At 67.4% G+C, this 21,743-nt stretch carries 20 protein-coding genes; 7 read left to right on the top strand and 13 right to left on the bottom strand.

Going from position 1 to position 21,743, the window contains the following annotated elements:
* Window positions 1–44: 44 nt before the first annotated feature.
* The gene (locus BJL86_RS15770) at window positions 45–683 is read left to right on the top strand and encodes a GyrI-like domain-containing protein (RefSeq protein WP_075845097.1); all 639 of its coding nucleotides are present in this window, start codon (window positions 45–47) and stop codon (window positions 681–683) included.
* 176 nt (window positions 684–859) lie between these two features.
* Here BJL86_RS15770 and BJL86_RS15775 read toward each other — a convergent pair whose 3' ends face one another.
* The 4 genes from BJL86_RS15775 to BJL86_RS15790 form a co-directional block, all read right to left on the bottom strand.
* On the bottom strand, window positions 860–1,651 hold the full coding sequence (locus BJL86_RS15775; RefSeq protein ID WP_067474013.1) for an ABC transporter ATP-binding protein: 792 nt from the start codon (window positions 1,649–1,651) through the stop codon (window positions 860–862).
* 4 nt (window positions 1,652–1,655) lie between these two features.
* Window positions 1,656–2,588 (bottom strand): ABC transporter permease, encoded by a 933-nt coding sequence (locus BJL86_RS15780; RefSeq protein WP_067474015.1) that lies wholly within the window; start codon window positions 2,586–2,588, stop codon window positions 1,656–1,658.
* Window positions 2,585–3,562 (bottom strand): ABC transporter substrate-binding protein, encoded by a 978-nt coding sequence (locus BJL86_RS15785; RefSeq protein ID WP_067474018.1) that lies wholly within the window; start codon window positions 3,560–3,562, stop codon window positions 2,585–2,587. Before BJL86_RS15785 ends, BJL86_RS15780 begins: the two co-directional genes overlap by 4 nt.
* A 155-nt stretch (window positions 3,563–3,717) precedes the next feature.
* Entirely contained in the window at window positions 3,718–4,323 is a 606-nt protein-coding gene (locus BJL86_RS15790; RefSeq protein WP_156515293.1) for a hypothetical protein, read from the bottom strand.
* A 118-nt stretch (window positions 4,324–4,441) separates the two neighbouring features.
* On the opposite strand from BJL86_RS15790, the gene BJL86_RS15795 reads away from it, so the two are divergent.
* Window positions 4,442–5,953, top strand: coding sequence for an amidase (locus BJL86_RS15795; protein WP_067474023.1), 1,512 nt, complete (start codon window positions 4,442–4,444; stop codon window positions 5,951–5,953).
* Between the two features lie 5 nt (window positions 5,954–5,958).
* Window positions 5,959–6,636, top strand: coding sequence for a GntR family transcriptional regulator (locus tag BJL86_RS15800; protein ID WP_067474034.1), 678 nt, complete (start codon window positions 5,959–5,961; stop codon window positions 6,634–6,636).
* Between the two features lie 10 nt (window positions 6,637–6,646).
* Here BJL86_RS15800 and BJL86_RS15805 read toward each other — a convergent pair whose 3' ends face one another.
* Window positions 6,647–6,901, bottom strand: coding sequence for a hypothetical protein (locus tag BJL86_RS15805; RefSeq protein WP_156515294.1), 255 nt, complete (start codon window positions 6,899–6,901; stop codon window positions 6,647–6,649).
* Between the two features lie 152 nt (window positions 6,902–7,053).
* Here BJL86_RS15805 and BJL86_RS15810 point away from each other — a divergent pair, with 152 nt between their 5' ends.
* Window positions 7,054–7,521 (top strand): DUF4334 domain-containing protein, encoded by a 468-nt coding sequence (locus tag BJL86_RS15810; protein ID WP_067474029.1) that lies wholly within the window; start codon window positions 7,054–7,056, stop codon window positions 7,519–7,521.
* Between the two features lie 54 nt (window positions 7,522–7,575).
* Here the strand turns inward: BJL86_RS15810 and BJL86_RS15815 are convergent, their stop codons facing one another.
* The 4 genes from BJL86_RS15815 to BJL86_RS15830 form a co-directional block, all read right to left on the bottom strand.
* Window positions 7,576–7,845: a hypothetical protein gene (locus BJL86_RS15815; RefSeq protein WP_067474032.1), complete on the bottom strand. Its 270-nt coding sequence runs from the start codon at window positions 7,843–7,845 to the stop codon at window positions 7,576–7,578.
* Window positions 7,846–8,004: 159 nt separating this feature from the next.
* Window positions 8,005–9,468, bottom strand: coding sequence for an NAD-dependent succinate-semialdehyde dehydrogenase (locus tag BJL86_RS15820; RefSeq protein WP_075845098.1), 1,464 nt, complete (start codon window positions 9,466–9,468; stop codon window positions 8,005–8,007).
* A complete protein-coding gene (locus BJL86_RS15825; protein ID WP_083657659.1) occupies window positions 9,465–12,587 on the bottom strand; it encodes an FAD-binding and (Fe-S)-binding domain-containing protein in 3,123 nt (1,040 codons plus the stop codon). Before BJL86_RS15825 ends, BJL86_RS15820 begins: the two co-directional genes overlap by 4 nt.
* A gap of 4 nt (window positions 12,588–12,591) precedes the next feature.
* Entirely contained in the window at window positions 12,592–13,878 is a 1,287-nt protein-coding gene (locus BJL86_RS15830; RefSeq protein WP_075845099.1) for an aspartate aminotransferase family protein, read from the bottom strand.
* A 104-nt stretch (window positions 13,879–13,982) separates the two neighbouring features.
* Between BJL86_RS15830 and BJL86_RS15835 the strand changes: the two genes are divergently transcribed.
* The gene (locus BJL86_RS15835) at window positions 13,983–14,978 is read left to right on the top strand and encodes a D-2-hydroxyacid dehydrogenase (RefSeq protein ID WP_075845191.1); all 996 of its coding nucleotides are present in this window, start codon (window positions 13,983–13,985) and stop codon (window positions 14,976–14,978) included.
* Between the two features lie 176 nt (window positions 14,979–15,154).
* Here BJL86_RS15835 and BJL86_RS15840 read toward each other — a convergent pair whose 3' ends face one another.
* Entirely contained in the window at window positions 15,155–15,937 is a 783-nt protein-coding gene (locus tag BJL86_RS15840) for a hypothetical protein (RefSeq protein ID WP_067474797.1), read from the bottom strand.
* 449 nt (window positions 15,938–16,386) lie between these two features.
* Entirely contained in the window at window positions 16,387–17,316 is a 930-nt protein-coding gene (locus tag BJL86_RS15845) for a LysR family transcriptional regulator (RefSeq protein WP_067474795.1), read from the bottom strand.
* 180 nt (window positions 17,317–17,496) lie between these two features.
* On the opposite strand from BJL86_RS15845, the gene BJL86_RS15850 reads away from it, so the two are divergent.
* Entirely contained in the window at window positions 17,497–18,753 is a 1,257-nt protein-coding gene (locus BJL86_RS15850; protein ID WP_067474793.1) for a Glu/Leu/Phe/Val dehydrogenase dimerization domain-containing protein, read from the top strand.
* A 78-nt stretch (window positions 18,754–18,831) separates the two neighbouring features.
* Here the strand turns inward: BJL86_RS15850 and BJL86_RS15855 are convergent, their stop codons facing one another.
* On the bottom strand, window positions 18,832–19,326 hold the full coding sequence (locus tag BJL86_RS15855; RefSeq protein WP_067474790.1) for an SRPBCC family protein: 495 nt from the start codon (window positions 19,324–19,326) through the stop codon (window positions 18,832–18,834).
* Between the two features lie 147 nt (window positions 19,327–19,473).
* Between BJL86_RS15855 and BJL86_RS15860 the strand changes: the two genes are divergently transcribed.
* Window positions 19,474–21,108 carry an alkaline phosphatase D family protein gene (locus tag BJL86_RS15860; protein ID WP_067474787.1) on the top strand — a complete coding sequence of 545 codons (1,635 nt, stop codon included), beginning with the start codon at window positions 19,474–19,476 and terminating at the stop codon, window positions 21,106–21,108.
* Here the strand turns inward: BJL86_RS15860 and BJL86_RS15865 are convergent.
* Window positions 21,092–21,622, bottom strand: coding sequence for a TetR/AcrR family transcriptional regulator (locus BJL86_RS15865; protein WP_067474785.1), 531 nt, complete (start codon window positions 21,620–21,622; stop codon window positions 21,092–21,094). The two genes, BJL86_RS15860 and BJL86_RS15865, sit on opposite strands and share 17 nt — an antisense overlap.
* Between the last annotated feature and the right edge of the window lie 121 nt (window positions 21,623–21,743).

Below are 21,743 nucleotides of genomic sequence, written 5' to 3' on the forward strand. Positions count from 1 at the left end.
CCGCCAAAAACCGTCGGCGCCGCCCGCGCACGAGAGGACCACCGATGGCCGAGAAGATCGACTTCAAGAAGTCCCTCGACTCCTACCAGGCCCGCAAGGGCACGTTCCGACTGCTCGACGTGCCGGAGCAGCACTATCTCATGGTCGACGGCCACGGCGATCCCAACGCCTCGCCCGGCTTCGCCGAGGCCATCGAGACGCTCTATCCGGTCGCGTACGGGCTCAAGTTCGCGAGCAAGAACGACCTCGGCCGCGACTACGTCGTCCCTCCGCTCGAGGGGCTGTGGTGGGCCGAGGACATGGCGTCGTTCACCACCGCGCGCGATAAAACGCGCTGGTCCTGGACGCTCATGCTCCTCGTACCCGAGTGGTTGGGCGCAGCCGACGTCGACGCCGCATGCGCCGGCGCCCGCGCGAAGGCGGACGCGAAGTCCACCGCCCCGCCGCCGCGGCTGGACGAGCTTCGGCTGCAATCCCTCGCCGAGGGGCGCTGCGCCCAGACGCTGCATGTCGGCCCCTTTGACGCCGAAGGTCCCGTTCTCACCGAGATGCACACCTCGTTCATCCCGGACCAGGGTCTGGCGCTCGCCGGCACCCACCACGAGATCTACCTCAGCGACGTTCGAAAGACCGCGCCCGAGAAGCTGCGGACCATCCTGCGCCAACCGGTGCGCCCGGCCTGATGTCGCCGGCCGGATCCCTGCGCGCCGACGGTTCTCGCACCGCCTGCGCTGACCCGTCCGGCTACTTGACTGCAGTTTGTACGTCTCAACGCCAATTATTCGCGGGGTTAAGTGGTTCAAACTGCAGCTAAGTCGTTGGGGAAGCAGGAAAACTGGCCGGTCCCCGGGCGCCGCACCTACCCGAGGAACGCCTTGTCCGAAAGGGTCGCGCCCTTGATGTTCGCGAACTCCTGCAACAGGTCTCGCACCGTGAGTTTCGCTTTCTTCTCCGCATCCGCGGTGTAGACGATCCGGCCCTCGTGCATCATCACCAGCCGGTTGCCGAGGCGGATCGCCTGTTCCATGTTGTGCGTGACCATGAGCGTCGTGAGTCCGCCCTGGGAAACGATCTTCTCGGTCAGCGTGCTCACGAGCTCCGCACGCTGCGGATCGAGCGCGGCCGTGTGCTCGTCGAGCAACATGATTTTCGGCGCCGTGAAACCCGCCATGAGCAGGGACAACGCCTGCCGCTGCCCACCGGAAAGGAGCCCCACCTTCGACGTCATACGATCCTCTAGGCCCAGCTCCAACGAGGCGAGCTCCTCGCGGAAGTTCGCCCGCCGCTTCGCGTTGAGGCTCCGCCCGAGACCGCGGCGCTTGCCGCGGCGCAGCGCGAGGGACAGGTTCTCCTCGATGGTGAGGTTCGGGGCGGTTCCGGCGAGCGGATCCTGGAACACGCGGCCGACGTAACGGGCTCGGGAGTGTTCACCCAACTTGTTGACGGCGGAGCCGGCGATCTCGATGCGGCCCGAGTCCACGGCGAGCCTTCCCGAGACCGCGTTGAGAAGCGTCGATTTGCCGGCGCCGTTCGAGCCGATAACGGTGACGAAATCGCCCTCGTCCAGCGTGAGTTCGACGCCCGACAGCGCCTTGCGTTCGTTGACCGTGCCGGGGAAGAAGGTCTTCGAGACCTTGTCGACGGTAAGCATGCGACTACGCCTCCTTCGCGGGTTGCGGACCGGCGTCGACCAACGCGGCGGCGGCCGGGGAGCCGACCCCGGAGTTACGGCGGAAGCGCCCTTGGAGCAGCTTCCACCGCGGAAGCAGCAGGGCGAGGACGACGAGGATCGCGGTCACCGCCTTCATGTCGTTCGGGTCGAGGCCGACGTTGAGCGCGGCGGCGATGATGAGGCGGTACAACACCGCGCCGACGACGACTGCGAAGACGGCAACCCACAGGTAGCGCTGTCCGAAGATCGCCTGTCCCATGATCACCGAGGCGAGGCCCACGAGGATCAAACCGATGCCCATCGAGATGTCCGCGAAGCCCTGATACTGCGCGACGAGCGCGCCGCACATACCGACAAGACCGTTGGACAGCGCGAGCGTGAAGGTCTTGGTGAAGTCGGTGGAGACTCCGAACGAGGTGATCATCGGGCCGTTGTCGCCCGTCGCGCGCAGCGACAGGCCGAGGTCGGTGGACAGGAACCACACGATAACCAGTCCGAGCACGACGATAATCGCCGCGAGGATGCCGACGCTCGCCCAGGTGCCGAGGAGTTTCGCCTCGCGCAGCGGGGTGATCACCGTGTCGGTGCGCAGCAGCGGGAGGTTTGCCTTGTCCATGATCCGCAGGTTGACCGACCACAGCGCGATCATCGTGAGGATGCCGGCGAGTAGGCCGTCGATCTTGCCCTTGGTGTGGAGCAGACCGGTGACGATGCCTGCGCAGAATCCGGTGACGAACCCCGCCGCCGTCGCGAGGAAGGGATTCCAGCCGTGGATGATCGCAACGGCCGCGGTGGCCGCTCCGGTGGTGAAACTGCCGTCGACCGTGAGGTCGGGGAAGTTGAGCACTCGGAATGTGAGGTACACCCCGATGGCCATGACCCCGTAGATCAGGCCGAGCTCGACGGCGCCGATCATACGGTTTCGGCCTCGGCGAGGATGTTCTCCGGGATCTCGATGCCCTGGTTCTTCGCCGCCTCCTCGTTGACGACGTAGGTGAACTCGGTGGCCTTTTCGACCGGCATTTCGGCCGGATCCTCGCCGTCGCGGAGGATACGCAGCGCCATCTCGCCGGTCTGGCGGCCGAGCTCGGTGTAGTCGATGCCGATGGTCGCGGCCGCGCCACCCTCAACGGTTCCTGCCTCGGCGCCGATGACCGGGATCTTCTTCTCCTCGGCGACCTGCACGAGGGAGGCGATGCCGGAGACGACCATGTTGTCGGTGGGGACGTAGATCGCGTCGACGTCGCCGAGCGCCTCGACGGCCTGTTGTATCTCGTTCACCGACGTCACCGTCTGGGTTTCGATCTCGAGGTCGAGCCCCTTGGCCGCCTCGGTGGCCGCGTCCACCTGGACCTGGGAATTGACCTCGCCGGAGGCGTAGACGATGCCCACGTTCTTCGCCTCGGGGACAAGGTCTTTGAGTAACTCGAGCTGCTGGTCGATCGGCGCCTCGTCGGAGGTGCCGGTGACGTTGCTGCCGGGGGCGTCCATCGACTCGACGAGCTCGGCCGAGACCGGATCGGTGACGGCGGTGAACAGGACCGGGATGTCGATGAGGTTCTGCACCGTCGCCTGCGCCGCCGGTGTCGCGACCGCGAGCGCGAGGTCGAGATCGGCGTTCGCGAACTGCTGGGCGATGGTGAGGGCGGTGGGCTGCTCGCCGTTCGCGTTCTGCTCGTCCCATTCGACCTCGGCGCCCGCGTCGGCGAAGGCCTGCTTGAAGCCGGCGGTGGCCTCGTCGAGCGCCGGGTGCTGGACCAGCTGGTTGATGCCGATCTTGTACGACTCACTTCCGTCGCCCGAGCCGCCGCCCTCGCTGGAGCAGCCGGTGAGTGCGACGACAGAGGCCAGCGCCACGCCGGTGAGAATCTTGGAACGCGAAGAGAACATGGAATGCCTTCAATTCGGTCGATGCGCGGCGGAGGTTCCTGCGCGAAGATTTATTTACTTGGGGGCTGAATTTACTGCGTCCGTCTGCGAAATGTGACTGAATGCACGGTTAATCTCCTTCGAAATTTGCCCCCGGGGCGGGCCAGGCGCGGAGCTCAGGGACGACGGAGATTAACCGCGGCGATGAGGAAAGCGGCGGGAATGAGGAGAAATGGCAAGCCGATAAAGCTGTGTATCCCGGCGCCAATGAGGGCCAGTGCGTAGATGACGCAGGCCACTCCGGCGACCACCGGCCCGATCCACTGGCAAAGCAGCAACGCCAGCGCGCCGAACAACAAGATCAGAACAATGACGATTGTCTCTTGCGACGGCTCGACGGCATACGGCCCTGGGTCCGCCGACTGCTTGAGCAAAAAGAATAAGACCAGGCCCGAGAGCACCACCATCGCTCCGCCGTACCACGCCGCGATACTCCGCGCCACGCGTTCGCGCTCGACCACGGGGACTTGTCGAAAATGTCCACGCAACAGGAAAAACAGCGCGACGAGCCCGGTGGCCGACATGATGTTGAGCACCGGAAACAGATAAGCGATCCCGTCCGGGCACGAGAGCGAATCCGCGTCCGCAGACCTCACCACCGTGCAGCCGACATGCAAATTCTGGATCACCAATGCTGCGACAATGCCCAGAAATCCGCCGAACGTCACCGCGCACACCGCAGATTTCGCCGCCGCCGCAACAAGGCGTGCACCGGATTTCATGAGGCGATAATAACCGCTCGCAAAAACCTATTGACTCAAATATTTCGGGCTGTAGGATTGTCGACAATCGTCACGTTCGCGTCGGTTTGTACCCCTGTAGCGAGGAAGGCGGTCTCTCATGACGACTGGCCACACCAACGCCCGTTTCGGCACCTGCGCATTCTCGGCGGCCGAGCTCGCGGAACAGTTCCGCGCCGGTTCGCTCTCGCCCATCGAGGTGGCGGACGAGGTGCTCGCAGCGATCGACGCCGTCAACCCACAGATCAACGCGTTCTGCTTCGTCGACCCCGAGGCCACGCGGCATGCGGCGAAGGAATCCGAGCGGCGCTACCGCGACGGCGCCACGCTCGGCCCGCTCGACGGGGTGCCCGCATCGATCAAGGACGTGTTCTTGTCCAAGGGCCAGCCCACCTTCCGCGGTTCCAGGCTCCTCGCCGAAGCCGAGGGCGCGAACGACTACGCGAAGAACACCGCAGACGCTCCGGCCACGGCCGCGACGAAGGAAGCCGGCTGCGTCATCGTCGGCAAGAACACCACGCCCGAGTTCGCATGGAAAGGCGTCACCGATTCGCCGCTCATGGGTCCGACGCGCAACCCCTACGACACGAATCTCACCCCGGGCGGATCGAGCGGCGGCTCCTCAGCCGCGGTCGCGGCGGGCCTCGGCCCGCTGTCGGTGGGCACCGACGCCGGCGGCTCGGTGCGCATCCCCGCCTCGTTCACCGGCACGGTCGCTCTCAAACCCACCTACGGCGTGGTGCCGATGTTCCCGAACAGCCCGTTCGGCACCCTCGCCCACGCGGGCCCCATGACCCGCACGGTCCTCGACGCCTCCCTGTACATGGACGCGCTCATCCGGCCGGACGGGCGCGACTGGTCCGGCATGCCGCCGTCGGCGACGAGTCCCGCGAAGGACGGATACGAAGCCGCGGCGCGCGAGGGCATGACTGCAGACAAGCCCCTCGCGGGCGTGCGCATCGCCTTCAGCCCGGACCTCGGATTCGTGCGCAACGACCCGGAGGTCGAGCGGGATGTGGCGTCCGCCGTCAGACTTCTCGAAGACCTCGGCGCGCAGGTGGAGCAGCCCGAACTGGGACTCACCGACCCCGTCGACGCGTTCCATGTTCTGTGGTTCGCGGGCGCCGAGGCGGTGCTACGCCCGTACGCGCCGGGCGGGGATGTGAGGGCGCTGTTCGACCGGATCGACCCGAGCCTGGCCGACGCCCTGCAACGCTACAACGGATTCTCGGCGCAGGATTTCCTCGACGCGACCGCCGTGCGGATGGCGCTCGGCAATAAAATGGGCGCGCTGCACGACACCTACGACCTGCTCGTCACGCCGACGATGCCGATCCCGCCGTTCGAGGTCGGTGCCGATGTGCCGCCGAATTGGCACAGCCCGGATTGGACCTCGTGGACGCCGTACACCTATCTTTTCAACATGACTCAGCAACCAGCGCTGTCCATTCCGTGCGGGGCGACGTCCGCGGGGCTGCCCACGGGAATCCAGATCGTCACCAAGCGTTTCGACGACCGCGCGGTGATGCGTGCCGGCGCGGCGCTGGAAAAGGCGCTTGGCAACGTCGTCCCGCGACCGCGCGTGCACGCGTGCTCGGCGGGCGGGGCGTGATCCACGTGGCCGACGACTCCCCCGGAGACCTCGGCGGTTCGCTCGAGCCGGTTGTGCAGGAATCGACTCCCGCGCTGATCGCCCGCTCGCTGCGCCGCGCGATCTCCTCGGGCGAGTTCCCGCCGGGCACGCAGCTCGGCGAGGCCGCTCTCGCCCGCCAGCTCGGGGTCAGCCGGGGCCCACTGCGCGAGGCGATGCAGCGGCTCACGCAGGAAGGCCTGCTCGTCTCGCACCGCAATCGCGGCCTCTTCGTCCCGGATCTGACGCCGGAGGCCGTGTCAGATATGTACTTGCTGCGTCGCGCGATCGAGCGTTCGGCGATCCAGCGGGTGCTCCAGCTCGGCGTCCAGGCCGAGGCCGCCGACGCCCTTGATGCGGTAGTCGACCAAATGGCCGGCATTTCCGAGGGCACGGATTCGCCGGAGATGGTCGCCGCTGACCTCGATTTCCACCATGAGCTCGTCGAGGCGGCGCGCAGCGATCGTCTCTCGCGCGTGCACGAGACGGTGATCGTCGAAACCTCCATGTGCCTGCGCGCGATGCAGTCGACGTATGGCCCCGGCGAGGACCGGGTTGCAGAGCACCGCGAACTCGCTGCGGCGATCCGTGCGGGGGACCTCGAGCGCGCCTGGGCTGCGCTCGACGAGCACATGCGCGATGGCCTCGCCCGCCTGGAGTCCTAGCGCCGCTCGGCTACATGTTGTTGTCGTCGGCGCAGTCGTTGAACAGGCACGCCACGATCGAGCCACCGTAGATCGACAAGACCCAGGGGTTGGCGGAAAGCTCTCCGGAGTGGGTGATGATGGAATCGAGAACGTCCATCTGAATCGAGCCCTCGAGGGGGTTGGGGGCCGGGGCTTGAGCGTTCGCGGGCGACGCCGTTGCCGCCATCGCAAATGCGGCGGCTCCGGCCACCGCCGCCGATCGTGCCCACATTGACTTGCGCATTCCGAACTCCTCGATAGATTGCATTGCATGTGTCCTGAGACTCACTTTGTCTATCGCCCGCCAGAGATTGCTGTTAACAATATGGGCGTGTCCAACAACTTTGCATTTCGTGAAATCAGATATATATGGCATCAGATGACTAGCCTGGGGCCATGAGTACACGTGAACGTTTCGATGAACTCCGCAGCGCCGTTGCGCCGACTCCCGCGCAGCTAGACGAGCTGTGGTCCGATCTCGAGGTCGCGACGGTCGAGGACATGCTCGGACACTGGGCAGGCGGCGACTTCGCCATGGAGCATCCGGCCTCGGCGCTGCTCGAGAAAATCAAGTGGCACGGAAAATGGTTCGACGGCCCACTCGACGTGAGCCCCATCGTCGTGCGTTCCGACGACGGCGGGATCGAGGCCAACGCGGCGGCGGCCGGTGGCGGCGCCGCGAGCGTGTGGTCGGTCGAGTTCCGGGGCGAATCCACGGCCACGATGGTTTACGACGCGATGGGCGTGTTCGACCATTTCAAGAAGGTCGACGGCGACACGGTGGTCGGCATCATGAACGGCAAGTTAGAGCCCGTGTTCGGTACGAACGATCTCTACTACTTCTGGCTTGAACGCGAAAAATAAGGGAGTGCGCGCATTCGCTGCGCGCACTCCCTCGGCATTGCGGCGGGCGTGAGCTTAGGTCACGTTGCAGTTGGACATCGACGCAAAGCAGAGACTTCCGAGAACGATGGACCCGGGAACGAGCAACGATGTCTGAAAGAACTGCTCCGGATCGTTGACCAATTGATTGATCGGAGTGTTCTCGAGCGAACCGAGGTTCGAGGTCGGAATCGACCCGGACGCTTCGGGGGCTTCCTGGGCGCCGGCGACACCGGTGGCGCCCGAAATGGCGATAGTCGCGGCACCGGTCACGGCGGCCACGCGGGTGAGGATGCTCTTCTTCATGGGTGGAATCCCTTCTTATGGCTCGTCTCGGCTCGCGTTGGAGCCGCACTCACACTATCGACTGCCCACAGCACGCTGTTAACCCTTTCGGGCCGAATTTACGTGCAGTTCACCGGCTCTCGACACGCCAGCGACTCGCTTGCAGCCGCCATACCTGTACTATCGCACCGGGATCGCAACGTACTTCGACTCGACGAATTCTTCGATTCCGGTGAGCCCGCCCTCACGACCGAGCCCGGATTGCTTGATCCCACCGAACGGCGCCGCAGGATTCGACACGAGCCCCGTGTTGAACCCGACCATCCCCGCCTCGAGCTTCTCCGAGATCGTAAAGCCGCGGTCCACGGACTCGGTCATCACGTACGACACGAGCCCGAACTCGGTGCCGTTGGCGAGCTCGATCGCCTCGGAATCGCTATCGAACGGGATGAGCGCGGCGACGGGACCGAAGACCTCGGTGCTCATCAGCTCCGACTCCGGCGAGACTCCGGACAGCACGGTCGGCGGGTAGAAGTAGCCGGCGCCGGACGGGCGCTCGCCGCCGCACAGCACCTGCGCGCCGCGCTCGATGGCGTCGCCGACGAGCTTCTCCACCTTGTCGACGGCCTTGCCCTCGACCAGCGGTCCGACATCGGTGCCGTCTTGCGCGCCATCGCCGACCTTGAGCCCCGACATGCGCTCGGTGACCTTCCGAGAAAATTCCTCGATGACGTCGCGGTGCACGAGAATCCGGTTGGCCGCCGTGCACGCCTCGCCCATGTTGCGCATCTTCGCCGCCATCGCCGCATCGACGGCGACATCGAGGTTCGCGTCCTCGCACACGATGAACGGCGCGTTCCCGCCGAGCTCCATCGAGGTACGCAACACCCCTCGAGCGCACTGCTCGAGCAGCAGCTTCCCGACAGGTGTAGAGCCGGTAAACGACAGCTTGCGCGCCTTGCCCGAATCGATCCACGGCTCGACGACCGAACCCGGCGACGTCGTACACACCATCGACAGCACGCCGTCGGGGAGGCCGGCCTCGCGCAGCAGGTCGACCATGTAGAGCGAGGTCAGAGGCGTGAGGTTGGCGGGCTTGTAGACCATCGTGCAGCCGGCGGCGATCGCCGGGCCGAGCTTTCGGGTGATCATCGCCAGTGGGAAGTTCCACGGCGTGATGAGGATGCAGGGGCCGACCGGCTCCTTGGTGACGATGAAGCGGGTCTTGCCGTCCGGGCTCTTGCGCGCGTCGCCCGAAATGCGCACCGCCTCCTCTGCGAACCAGCGGAAGAACTCGGCGCCGTAGTTCACCTCGCCCTTCGCCTCCGCGAGAGGCTTGCCCATCTCCGTGGTCATGAGCAGCGCGATTTCGTCGGCCCGGGAGACCATCAGTTCGTAGGCGCGGCGCAGGATCTCCGACCGTTCGCGCGAGGGGGTCGCCGCCCACTCGGCCTGAGTGGCCGCGGCGACGTCGATCGCCTCGAGAGCGTCGGCTTCTCCGCCGTCAGCAAGCGTGGCGATGACCTCGCCGGTGGCGGGGTTCTCCACGTCGAACGTGGCGGACGATTTTGCGTCGCGCCACTGTCCCGAGATGTGGATTCCGGTGCCGAGTCCTTCGATGATGTCGGCGACTTTGCGGGTCATTGCTGGCCTCCTGGGGGTCGATTCGCGTGGGTGGTCGTGGGCGCCGCGGGTGTGCCGGCGGGATCCGGGTCGAGCAGTTCGAGCAGGTGGGCGCCTCGGCGCCCGGCGCCGCCCGCGGCCCGGGTCGTGGGGTCTGTCGCGGACAAGTGGGCGACTTGGGCGTGGCAGGAGAACCCGTCCGTGAGGATAGGCGCGTCCGAGTGCTCGCGCAGCGCGGGCGCGAGCGCCTGCTCGGCGACCGCATCGGCGACCTCCTCGTGACCTGCGGTGAAGCCGAAGTCCCCCGCGATCCCGCAGCAGCCGGTCGCCTCGACCACGCTCCCCACACCCAGGGCTGAGAGCGTCTGGCGCTGCACCCTGTTGCCGAAGGTCGCGTATTCGTGGCAATGCGTTTGCACGATGACGGCGGACGGCGCGTCCCCACCCGGCCACGCCGGCGCCTTCCCGTCCGCGGCCAGGGTGCCGATGTGGCCCGCAGCCGAGCGCACGCGTGCGGCGACGCGGCGCGCGCGCTCGGCCTCGGTGCCGTCGATGCCGTCGTTCAACTCGCTCACCAGGCGCGGAAGCTCTTCGTGGAGGGTTGCAGCGCAGCTCGGTTCGACGACGACGATGGGCACCTCGGCCCCGCCTTCGCCGCGCACGCCGTCGAGGAATTCCGCGGTCTTGCGCAGGGTGCGCCGTGCCGCGCCGAGCCGGCCGGTGGTGACGTGGGTGAGCCCGCAGCAATGCTCGGCGCTGCACGCGACCGAGGAGTGCGTCCCGCCGAGCACGCGCGCGGCCGCGCCGGCGACCTGCGGCCGCAGCCCGCGGGTAAACGAGTCGATAAACAACACTACTTCCGTCGAGTTGCGCAGCGCGGCGGGCGCGGACTTTGGATCCTTGGCATGCCACACCGTGTCCGGTACACGGCCCATCTCCGCGCGCACATCGGCGGCGCGAGCGAATTCGGGCAACGTCCGGTTCTTTCCGAGCCCGCCTGCACGCGCGCCGAGCTGCCCGAGCCGCGTCCGCAGCACGCGGTTGAGGAGCCCGGCGAGATAAGGGGTCACCTTGAGCCACAGTGGCAGCAACCCGAGCGAGTAGTGCGCGAGCGGGCGCAGGCGCCGCGCGTAGTGGCGCGAGAGGAACTCGGACTTGAATGTCGCCATGTCCACGCCGGTCGGACAGTCCGAGGAGCACGCCTTGCATGACAGGCACAGCTCGAGCGACTCGGCTACCTCTGTCGAGGACCACTCCGCCTCGATGCGCTCGCCGCGCACGAACTCCTGTAACACCCGGGCGCGCCCGCGCGTGGAGTCCTTCTCGTCGCCGGTGGCGCGGAACGACGGACACATCACCCCACCCGAGCTGGTCCGGCAGCGGCCGACGCCGATGCACGCCTGCACCGGATGCTGCCCGTCGCCCGAGGTGAGCAGGCCGAGGTCGCGGTGGCCAATGCCGGCGAGGGCGAGGTCGGCGTCCATGGGCCGCGTCTCGCGCAGCCCGCCGGGCGCGAGCAGCTCGGCCGGGTCCCAGATCTGCACGAACCGCTCGAACGCGCCCAGCATCTCCGGTGAATACATGATCGGCAGCAGCTCCGAGCGCGCCCGCCCGTCGCCGTGCTCCCCGGACAGCGACCCCTCGTACTTGACCGCCAGGTGCGCGGCGTCCGTGCAGAACGCGCGGAACACTCCGCGCCCGTCTTCCGAGCGCAGGTCGAAATTGATGCGGATGTGCATGCATCCCGCGCCGAAATGTCCGTACATGACGCCGGTCAGTCCGTGGCTGCCCAGGAGTTCGCGGAATTCGCCCAGGTATCCGGCGAGAAGCTCCGGCCGCACCGCCGAATCCTCCCAGCCCGGCCACGTGGAGAACGTCGCGCCGGTCTCCGGATCGGTGAGGGTGGAGCTGAGCCCGGCGCCGTCCTCCCGGACGCGCCACAGGTCCGCCCGCTCGCCAGGGTCGTCGATGCGGCGCAGGTCCAGCACGTGGCCATCGGAGCGAAGATCGTCCGAGAGCAGGTCGGCATTGGGGAAGCCTCCTCCGGCGTCATCCGCTGCACCTTCGCCGTCCGCCGGCTCCTCGAACTCGATAAAAAGCCAGGCGTGGCCTTCGGGGAGGTCGGCGACGGCGTCCGGGCCGCGGCGCACGCGCATCGTCTGGACGATGATCTCGTCGATCCCCTCGATCGCCGTGGGGCGGTGGCGCAGCAACAGCGGGACGTCGCGCGCGGCGTCGACGACGTCGGCGTATCCGGCGACGATGAGCGAGGTGCGCTGGGATTTCGGGACGATCGTCACGGTCGCCGACGTGATGACGGCGCAGGTCCCCTCGCTCCCGACGAGGGCGCGCGCGACATCGAATCCCTCCTCGGGCAGCAGGTGGCGCAGGTGGTAGCCCGACACCTGGCGCGGGATGCGGCCGAGCTCGACGCGGATCGCGGCGAGGTGATCGGAGGCGAGCTCGCGGAGCTCGCGCTCGAGGTGTTCGGCGCGGGCGCGAGCGGGCCCGTCATCCGGGTCGGTGGCGCGGACCCCGGAGCGCGTCGCGGTGAGGCGAAGCCCGTCGGAGGTGACCAGGCGCAGTTCGACGACGTGGTCGGCGGTGCGGCCGTGGCGCACCGAGTGGTTGCCGCACGCATCGTTGCCGATGGCGCCGCCGAGGCACGCGCGGGACTGGCTCGACGGGTCCGGCGCGAAGGTGAGACGCGAATCGGTCGCGGAGTGGACGGCGGCGCGGATGTGGGTGAGCACGGCGCCGGTTTCCGCGGTCGCGGTACCGGCGGCCTCGTCCACGGACAGCACACGATTCATGTGGCGTGAGAGATCGAGAATGAGGCCAGTGCCGATGGCATTGCCGGCCATCGAGGTTCCGCCGCCGCGGGCTGTCGCCGGGACGCCGAGCCGGTGGCACACCGCGAGCGCCGCGGCGACCTCGTCCTCGGTGCGCGGGAAGAGCACGGCCATCGGCACGACGCGGTAGTTCGAGGCGTCGAAGGTGTACTCGGCCACGCGCCGCGCCGAATACTCCGGATCGAGCCCGGCCGAGCGCAGCGCAGCGACGAGCTCGTCCACGGAGGCCGCGGACCGCGCCGGCTCCGCGGCGGGCGGTGCGGGCGCGGCGGAGGGCGGGTTGGTCATATGACTAGGCTCCCACCACCGCGCGTACGGCGCGGGCGAACCGCTCGGTCCCGGTCTTGACCTCCTCCGACGTCACAACCAATGGGGGGATGATGCGCACTACGTTGCCCGTGGGACCGCACGTGAGCGTGAGGAGGTCCTCGTCGATGCACGCCTGCTGTACGGCGCCGGCCAGCCGCGCGGCCTCGGCCGCCTCCTCGCTGCCGGCGTTCGCCGTGGGGTTGCCGAACTCGATGCCGAGCATGAGCCCGGTGCCGCGGATGTCGCAGATCTCGCTGACGCCGTCCAGCTCCGAGCGCAGACCCGCGAGGAGCTCCTCGCCGCGCACGCGGGAGTTCTCCACGAGCCCCTCGCGCTCGATGACCCCGAGGGTCGCAACGCCCGCGGCCGCGGCGACCGCGTTGCCGCCGTACGTACCGCCCTGCGAGCCGGGCCAGGCCTTGTTCATGAGGTCGCGGGAGGCGGCCATCGCGGAGATCGGGAAGCCCGAGGCGATGCCCTTCGCGGTGATGAGCACGTCGGGGCGAAGCCCCTCGGTGTGCTGGTGGCCCCAGAACTTGCCGGTGCGGCCGCAGCCGGCCTGCACCTCGTCGAGCACGAGCAGCGCGCCGTGGCGCTCGGTGCGCTCGCGCAGCCCGGCGAGGTAGCGCTGCGGCACGGCCATGTAGCCGCCGTCGCCGAGGAACGGCTCGACGAGGACCGCCGCCAGCTCGTTCGGCGCGACGCGGGTGGCGAGGAGGAAGTCGAATTCTTTGAGGGCATAGTCGACCGCCTCGTCCTCCGTCATACCCAGGCGGAGGGCATGGGGGAATGACGTCGTGGCCACGCCGGACATCAAGGGACCGAAGCCTGCGGAGAACTTCGTCCCGGCGGTCGTCAGCGACGCGGCGGCGACGGTGCGGCCGTGGAACCCGCCCTGGACGGTGACGATGTACGGGCGGCCCGTGGCCATCCGGGCCAGGCGCACGGCGGACTCGACGGCCTCGGAGCCGGAGTTCGCGTAGAACACCGAGTCGAGCCCTTCGGGGAGGAACTCGCCGAGCTTATCGGTGAGCTCGAGCAGCGGCTGGTGCATGACCGTCGTGTACTGGGCGTGGATGATCTTCCCGCACTGCTCGCGTGCCGCGGCGACGACGTCGGGGTGGCAGTGCCCGGTGCTCGTGACTCCGATGCCGGTGGTGAAGTCGAGGTAGTCGCGTCCGTCGGTGCCGTGGATCCACGATCCGGAGGCGTGGTCGACGACAACAGGGGTGGCCTGCTTGAGGAGTGGCGATAGCGATGCGTTGCTCATAACGGAAAGTCTGTAGGCCGAAACCAGAATTGTCAACGGTAGGATTGTAGACAATCTTACGAATTTCGTTTCCATTCCCGTCGGGGGTCTATACGGTGGGAGGCATGAGCGAGAATTCGAGCACTTCCGGGCAGGCCACCCCCATCGTCGTCATGTTGTCCGCGGACGGGGTCGCGCCGCCGAGCAACCTCAGCGCGATCCGGCAGGTCGCCGAGGTCCGCGAGGCCACCGCAGAGACGCTCGCAGGCGCCCTTCCCGGCGCCGACGTGTTGTTCGTGTGGGACATCTTCTCCGGCGCGCTCGCCGCGGCGTGGGACGCGGCCGATTCGCTGCGCTGGGTGCACGTCGCGGCGGCGGGCGTGGACAAGATCCTCTTCGACGGGCTGCGCTCCTCGGACGTACTGCTCACCAACGCGCGCGGCACCTTCGACGAGCCGATCGCCGAATACGTTCTCGCGTGCGTGTTCGCGAACGACAAGTTGCTCCACGAGTCCGAGGCGTTCCAACGCGCCGAGCAGTGGCGCTGGCGCGAGACCCGCAAGGTCGCCGGGCGGCACGCGCTCGTCGTCGGCACGGGCGCGATCGGCCGCGCGATCGCCCGCAAGCTCCGCGCCGTGGGCCTCGACGTGCGCGGCGCGGGCCGGACCGTGCGCGAGTCCGACCCCGATTTCGGCGAGGTCGTCGACTCCGGCGCCCTCGCCGACCACCTCGCGGGCGTCGACCATCTCGTCATGGTCGCCCCGCTCACCGACGCCACGCGAGGGATGCTCGGCGCGGACGAGCTAGCGGCGCTGCCGGACGGCGCGCACGTCGTCAATGTCGGCCGCGGCCCGCTTATCGACCAACCGGCTCTGACGTCGGAGATCGCATCCGGCAGGATCACCGCGCATCTCGACGTTCTCGTCGAAGAGCCGCTGCCCGCAGGAGATCCGCTGTGGGAGCTGCCCGGCGCGCACATCAGCGCACACCTGTCGGGCGATGTCGTCGGCTGGCGCGACACGCTGGCCGCGCAGTTCCTGGGCAAGCTTCGCGACTACGCCTCCGGCACGGAGCCGGGCCCGGCCGTCGATAAGGAGCGCGGGTACGTCCCGGGCCCGTGATTTCGGCACCTCCGCCGTCATGGGCGATGGGCTGTGGATGCGGGGTGCGCGCACCCCAGACGCGCGAAAACCGCCTGACCGTGTGCGACGCCGGAATTGGTTCCGGCGCGTGAGCACAGGCCAGGCGGTTTTCTTCGCGAAATGAACCGCCCGCGGGTCTCGCGGGATGGAGGGTATTACTCCTCCGCACCGCCGCTGAGCGAGGAGGTGTCCAGCGAACCGGACTCGTCGCCCGAGCCCTGCTCTGCGGAGCCCTGGTCGCCCGAGCCCTCGCCGGAGCCCGAGAGGGAGCTGTCCTCGGAACCGGCTTCGAGCCCGGCTTCCGAACCGGCCTGCGACGCGGTGGCCGAGGCGGTCTCGGGGCCTTCGCTCGATGCGGCCGTCAGCCCGGCCTCGAGGCCGGCAGCCGAACCGGCGGCGAGTGCGTTCTCGGCAGAGCCGGAGCCCTCTTCGCCCTCTTCGCCCTGGTACTGGGCGACATCCTGGGCCTCGCCCTCGGCATCGTCGGCCGGGGTCTCGGCGTCGTCGGCCGGAGCCTCTTCGCTGATGCCCTCGAGGGAGCCCTCGGGAAGGAAGCCGGACAGCGAGCCGAGCAGGCCGGCGTCGTCGCCCTCTTCAGGAGCTTCCTCACCCTCGTCGTCTGCCGGGGCCTCTTCGCTGATGCCGGCGAGCGAGCCGGTGGACTCCTCGGCGTCGTCACCCTGGTCGGCGTCGTCCTCTGCCGGGGCGTCCTCGCTGATGCCGGCGAGCGAACCGTCGGTGGCGGTCGCGTCGTCCTCGGCCGGAGCCTGCTCTGCCGCAGCGGCGGGGGCAACGTCCTCGGGTGCGTCCGCGGCCTGTGCGAAGGCCGGGGCGAAGAGCGCGACACCAATGCCGAGCGCGCCGGCGCCTGCAGCGGCGGCAACGGTGCGGTTGGTCGTGGTGCGGTGCTTACCGGTGGTCTTGTTCAGATCTGCCATGGAAGTCCTCCAATCAGATGACTCTTGGGCATCTTTGGTTTGGCGTGGCGCCGATCGGTACTCGGTCGATCGGGCACGGTTCCGACCATAAGGGCACTTTCGCGTCCGGTTCGAAATAGGTTTGTTGCAATTCTTTAATATTCCGGGCTTCGATCCGGCGCGAGTCTTTCTGGCCAAGACGCTCGGCGTGTGCCGCATAACAGCAAGGATTTGGGCGCCCAAACCCCGATTTGGACGGCGATCCAGATCACATCTTCCTAAACGAGAAATCGGAAACTTGCGCGATTTTATGTGACCCAACTCACACAAAATGGGCTTGCCAAGATTTGGGAGCGCTCCAGAATCCGGCTCCCGCCACCCCTCCAGAGCCTCGGCCGTCCGACCCCGGGGCACACCTCCGCCGGACTCCAACGCCGCACAAAATCGCAGGCATCAGCGATGGGCTGGGTTCAGCCCCTGGTTGCCGGTTGCGGGGCCGTGAGCCCGACCTTCACCGCGGCACGAGCCATCGTCTCGACGAATTCCCGCAGCGAAGGGCGCTCGGCGTCGCGCACGCGGTAGGAAATGGACAAATTACGTACGAGTTCGTCCTCCAACGACACGAGTGCGATCCCCTCCGGTCGCACGAACGCGCCGAGGTCCGACACGAGAGTCACACCGAGCCCGGCTGCCACGAGAGCGAGCGCCGTCGTCTGCTCACCGACGACGTGGCGGACATCGGGTTCGAACCCCGCCTCGCGGCAGGCCAGCCGAACGGCTCGGCCGAAGTGCGAGCGAGAATCAGACAGTATCCACTCGCGTCCCGCGAGGGAGGACAGCGCGACGGGCCCATCGGTCGCCTCTGCTGCGGGTACAGCGGCATACAGTTTCTCCACCGCGATCGGCCGTCGCTCGAGCTGCTGCGTGCGCGGCATGGGGTAGTTCGAGTAGTCGATCACGAAGGACAGGTCGAGCGTGCCGTCACGCACGGCCTCCGAGGTTGCCTCCGGCGCGAGTTCCACCGAGCGCACCTCGATCCCCGGAGAACTCTCGGCCAGCATCGCCAACCCCGTCGGAAGCAGCCCCGTGGCAACCGAAGCCCACACGCCGGCGCGCAGAGTGGCGCGCATTCCGTCACGCAGGGATTCGATCGCGTTCCCCGCGTTCTCCACCGCGTCGAGGATCGACTCCGAGTGATCGGCCAGAAGCTCTCCCGACTCGGTGAGCACGATGCGCCGTCCGCGCCTCTCGAACAGCGTCGAGCCAGTTTCCTTTTCTAGCAGCGAGAGCTGCTGCGACACCGCGGACGTCGTGTAGTGCAGCGCCTCGGCGACCGCGGTGACCGTGCCCCGGTATCGCAATTCGCGGAGAAGCTTGAGCCTATGCAGCGAGACCTCCATACACCCGAGATTAGGCCGCTCGCGGCGTGCCTGCCTGCGAATCCGCGCGATAGTCAAGAAAAAGTGAACATTCCTCTGCAGTAACAATAAGTGGACTGCGTCACACCATCGGCGCCATCCTTGAGGCACAGGCAGAGCTCCCGACTCCGCCGTTCGAGAAGATGCGAGGAGGCGACGACAATGACGTTCACGCCGATCAATCCCATGTCGACCACACCGGAACCAACGGCCACTCCGGACGTGCTGCACGCCGCTACCCCGATGCCGGTATCGACCCCGACACGCAGGCACCACGAGCCGTACATGCGCATCCAGTGGATCGACGACGTCACCGGCGCCACCGGATATCTCGTCATCGACACCATGGTCCAGGGCATGGCCACCGGCGGTACGCGTATGCGCGCCGGGTGCACCGTGACAGAAGTAGAGGATCTCGCTCGAGGCATGTCCAATAAAACGGCCGCGTTCGACCTTCCCATCGGCGGCGCGAAGGGCGGCGTCGACTTCGACCCCAAGGATCCGCGCGCGGTGGACGTGCTCACCCGCTTCTACGAGGCCATGCGTCCGTACCTCGACCGCCACTGGGTCACCGCCGAAGACCTCGGCGTTCCGCAGAGCCTCGTCGACACCGTGTTCGCCCGCCTCGGGATGAACCAGTCCTACCACGCAGCGATCGAGCGCTCGGCCGATCCGGCCGCGACGACCGCGCGTGTTCACGCCGGCCTCGACGCTGCGACCCCGGGCGGACCGCTCGGCGACGTCATCGGCGGCTACGGCGTGGCGCAGGCCTGCCTCGCAGCGTCCAAGGTGCGCGGCTGGGCCGTACCCGAAACGACCGTCGCCATCCAGGGCGTCGGCACGATGGGCGGCGGCGCCGCGTTCTACCTGCACGAGGCCGGGATGAAGGTCGTCGCTCTGGCCGACGCAGTCGGCACGCTCTACGACCCGGCAGGCCTCGACGTTCCCGCGCTTCTCGACTCCCGCAACCGCTTCGGCGAGATCGACCGCGCCGCCGTTCCGGCCGGCGTGCAACTGCTTGACCGCGACGTCATCCTCCACACCGACTGCGACATCGTGGTCCCGGCGGCGGTGTCGTACGCGATCACCGCGGAGAACTGCCTCGGCATCAAGGCCTCTATCGTTGTCGAGGCCGCGAACGCGGCGACCACCGAAGACGCCGAGCTCGACCTCGCCACCCGCGGCGTCGTCGTTCTCCCCGACTTCATCGCCAACGCCGGCGCCGTGGCGTGGGCATGGTGGCTACTGCTCGGCTACGTGGGCGAGAATTACGAGGACTCCTTCGACCGCCTCCGCGCCCAGATGGAGTACAAGATCTCCACCCTTCTCGGTGAGTGGACGCCCACCTCGGGCCCGCTGCGCTGGGCCGCGGACGTGTCCTCGACGGTGCGCAACCCCGCACCGCTCTACATTCCGTAGCCGGCCACTCTCAGACGCCCATGACGGCGGAGTCGCTCATCCGATTCGGGTGCGCGGCTCCGTCGTGTTCGTCCGTACTTATCCGGGGAGAGCGCGGTAATAGTCGGCCATGGACGGGTAGTAGTTGTCGAAGTCGATCGCCTCGGGATCCCCGCCCGTCTCGGCGGCCACGAGTCGGTCGAGGTAGAACTCCCATCCGGGTCCGATCGCGGAGGCCTTTTCCGGATCGTCGATGACTTGCGACAGCGCGATGACGGACCCGACTTCACCCTCTCCTGCCGAGCGCACCTCGCCGAACAGCGTCCACACGTCGTCGCCCTCGCCGGCGCTCACGGCCACGCGAACCGGGGAATCGCACTCGTCGATCCGCAGCGGCATCGTGGGGCTGCCCTCCTCCGCCGTCATCGTGAGGTCGATGGTGCCCGTGGACGGATCCCCGGACCACGGACCGATCCAACGTGCGGTGCGTTCGGAGGCCGTGAGGGCGTCCCAAACCTCGCCGGTGCCGAAAGCGAGTGCGCGTTCGATAACGATTCGGCCGTCGCGGTAGTAGCCGGTGGGAGTGGGATTCATCGCCTTGTCCGATCCATCAAGGGGCCGGCGGTGTCGGCCCCTGGGGAAGAAATGATTATCTGCCGGAAACGTATTCGACCGTCGCGTTTCACGCAATGACAACGTCGTATTTGCCGGGCCGTTGCTTCCGGAGCGTCAACTGTTGTTATGAGCAATACTCGCGTGGATATCCCTGCCCTTTCGATTTCGCGCGGCACGACGAGGCGGAGCTTTCTCACGTGGACAGCCGCCGTGTCTGCCGCTGCCTTCACCCCCGCCATGCTCGGCGGGAACGCGGAGGCGCAGAGTTCGCTTCCCGCGGGTTCGCTCGCGGCCGGGAGCGTACGCCTCGACAACCCGTTCGCGCTGGGCGTCGCCTCCGGCGATCCGCTTCCGGATTCGGTGATGCTGTGGACCAGGCTCGCGCCGAAGCCACTGGAAATCGGCGGCGGCATGCCTCCGGTGGCCATCCCGGTGGACTGGGAGATCGCCACCGACGAAGCCTTCGGGAAAGTCGTCAATAGTGGCACCGCTATCGCCGACCCTGCCCATGCACATTCCGTCCACGTCGATGTCAAAGGTCTCGAAGCCTGGCGCGTGTACTACTACCGGTTCCTCGCGGCCGGCGCCGAGAGTCCGGTTGGCCGCACGCGCACCTCCGCGCCGCTGGGCGCCGATCTCGGCTCGCTCTCCTTCGTCTGGGCCTCGTGCCAGGCGTGGCACGACGGCTACTACAACGCCTACGAGGACATGGCAGAGCGCGAGAACGACGTGATCTTCTTCCTCGGCGATTACATCTACGAAAGCGAGATCAAGGACGGCGGAATCCGCGACGTGTCGGCGCTGAGCTCCGATGTGCGAGCCGAGCCGTACACTCTTGACCAGTACCGACTCCGCTACGGCCTCTACAAGAGCGAAGAGCCACTGCAGCGCGCGCACGCGTCCGCCCCGTGGATCGTCACGATGGACGACCACGAGGTCGACAACAATTGGGCTGCGGAGATCTCCCAGGATGATGACGATCCCGTGGAATTCCTGTCCCGGCGCGCGCAGGCCTTCAAGGTGTGGTGGGAGCACACCCCCACGCGTGTCACGGCACCGACCGGCCCGGACATGCAGATTTATCGGCGCACCGACTACGGCAATCTCGTGCGCTTCTCGGTTCTCGATACGCGGCAGTACCGCTCGAATCAGGTTCATGACGACAAGGACAGCCCGCAGGATTCCGAGACGGCAGATCCATCGCGGACCATCACAGGCGACGAGCAGGAGAAGTGGATTCTCGACGGCCTCGACTCGTCTCCCACCGCGTGGAAAGTGCTCGCACACCAGACGGTGATCTCCGACTTGCCCCGGGTCAAGGATGGCAAGCGCAACGTGTCGATGGACGGCTGGAGCGGCTACGAGGCTTCGCGCCACCGGATCCTCGACGGTGCCGCGGAGCGCGGAGCGAAGAACCTCGTCTCGATCGTCGGAGACATTCACCGGAACGCGTTCTCGGAGCTTCGCCGCGACTACCAGGACGCCTCCCCCGCGGTGGGGGTCGATTTCGCCGGGACGTCGATCGCTTCGGGGAAGGACGGAGCCGACAGCGACGAGGCCAACGAGGGATTCAAAACCTCGAGCGAGGCGTTCAAGTTCGGCAATGCCCAGCGCGGCTACGTCGCCGTCACCGTTGATAAGAACGAGTGGACGACCGAAGTCCGCGTCACCGACAAGAACACTGCTCCCGGGCAGAAGCTGCACCGGCGCGCGACGGTAACAGTGCCGTCGGGACGCCCCGAGCTCAACGTGCAGGAATAGGCCCGCCGTCACCGTCCAGGGCGAAAATCGTGTGCCGAACGATCGCGCCCTCAAGCGAGTCGATGAGCGCGGTGGCGGCCGCGGCGGGATCGTCGCGGCCGTCGTCGAAAAGCGCTATCGCGGCCTCGCGAGAGAACAGACAATCCGCCAGGGCGCGTCGCTGAGCGTCGCCACAGTCGGCGTCGAGCAATAGCGCCATCCGCGCTCGGCACGCCGCGCTCCTCTCCCCTAAGAGGACCCGCATATATTGCTCGATGACGTCGGAGTGCAAATCCGCCTGGCCCTCCGGAACCTGCGCCAGTAGCTCGTTGAAAGTCGCGCGTGATTGTGCGGCGATGTGATCCGCAACCGCGGCGATCAGCTCCGCTCTGGTCCGGAAGTAGTAGGACGTCGATCCACGAGCGATGCCGAGGTACGCGTCGATCCCCTGGTGAGTAATCGCGTGGCTGCCGCCCTTCGCGGCGAGAGCGATCGCCGCGTCACAGATTTCTGGACGTCGAGACCTACGTGGCATGACTCTCTCCCTTTCGGCGCAGGTTGCACATGAAACTCTAGCATTATAGAGTTTAGCTATGTGGAGGCCGACTCCTCGCCGGAACCTTGGCCTGCGACCTCGGCGTTCGCCGCCTCGGTCG

The organism is Dietzia timorensis (assembly GCF_001659785.1).
Taxonomy (GTDB): Bacteria; Actinomycetota; Actinomycetes; order Mycobacteriales; family Mycobacteriaceae; genus Dietzia; species Dietzia timorensis.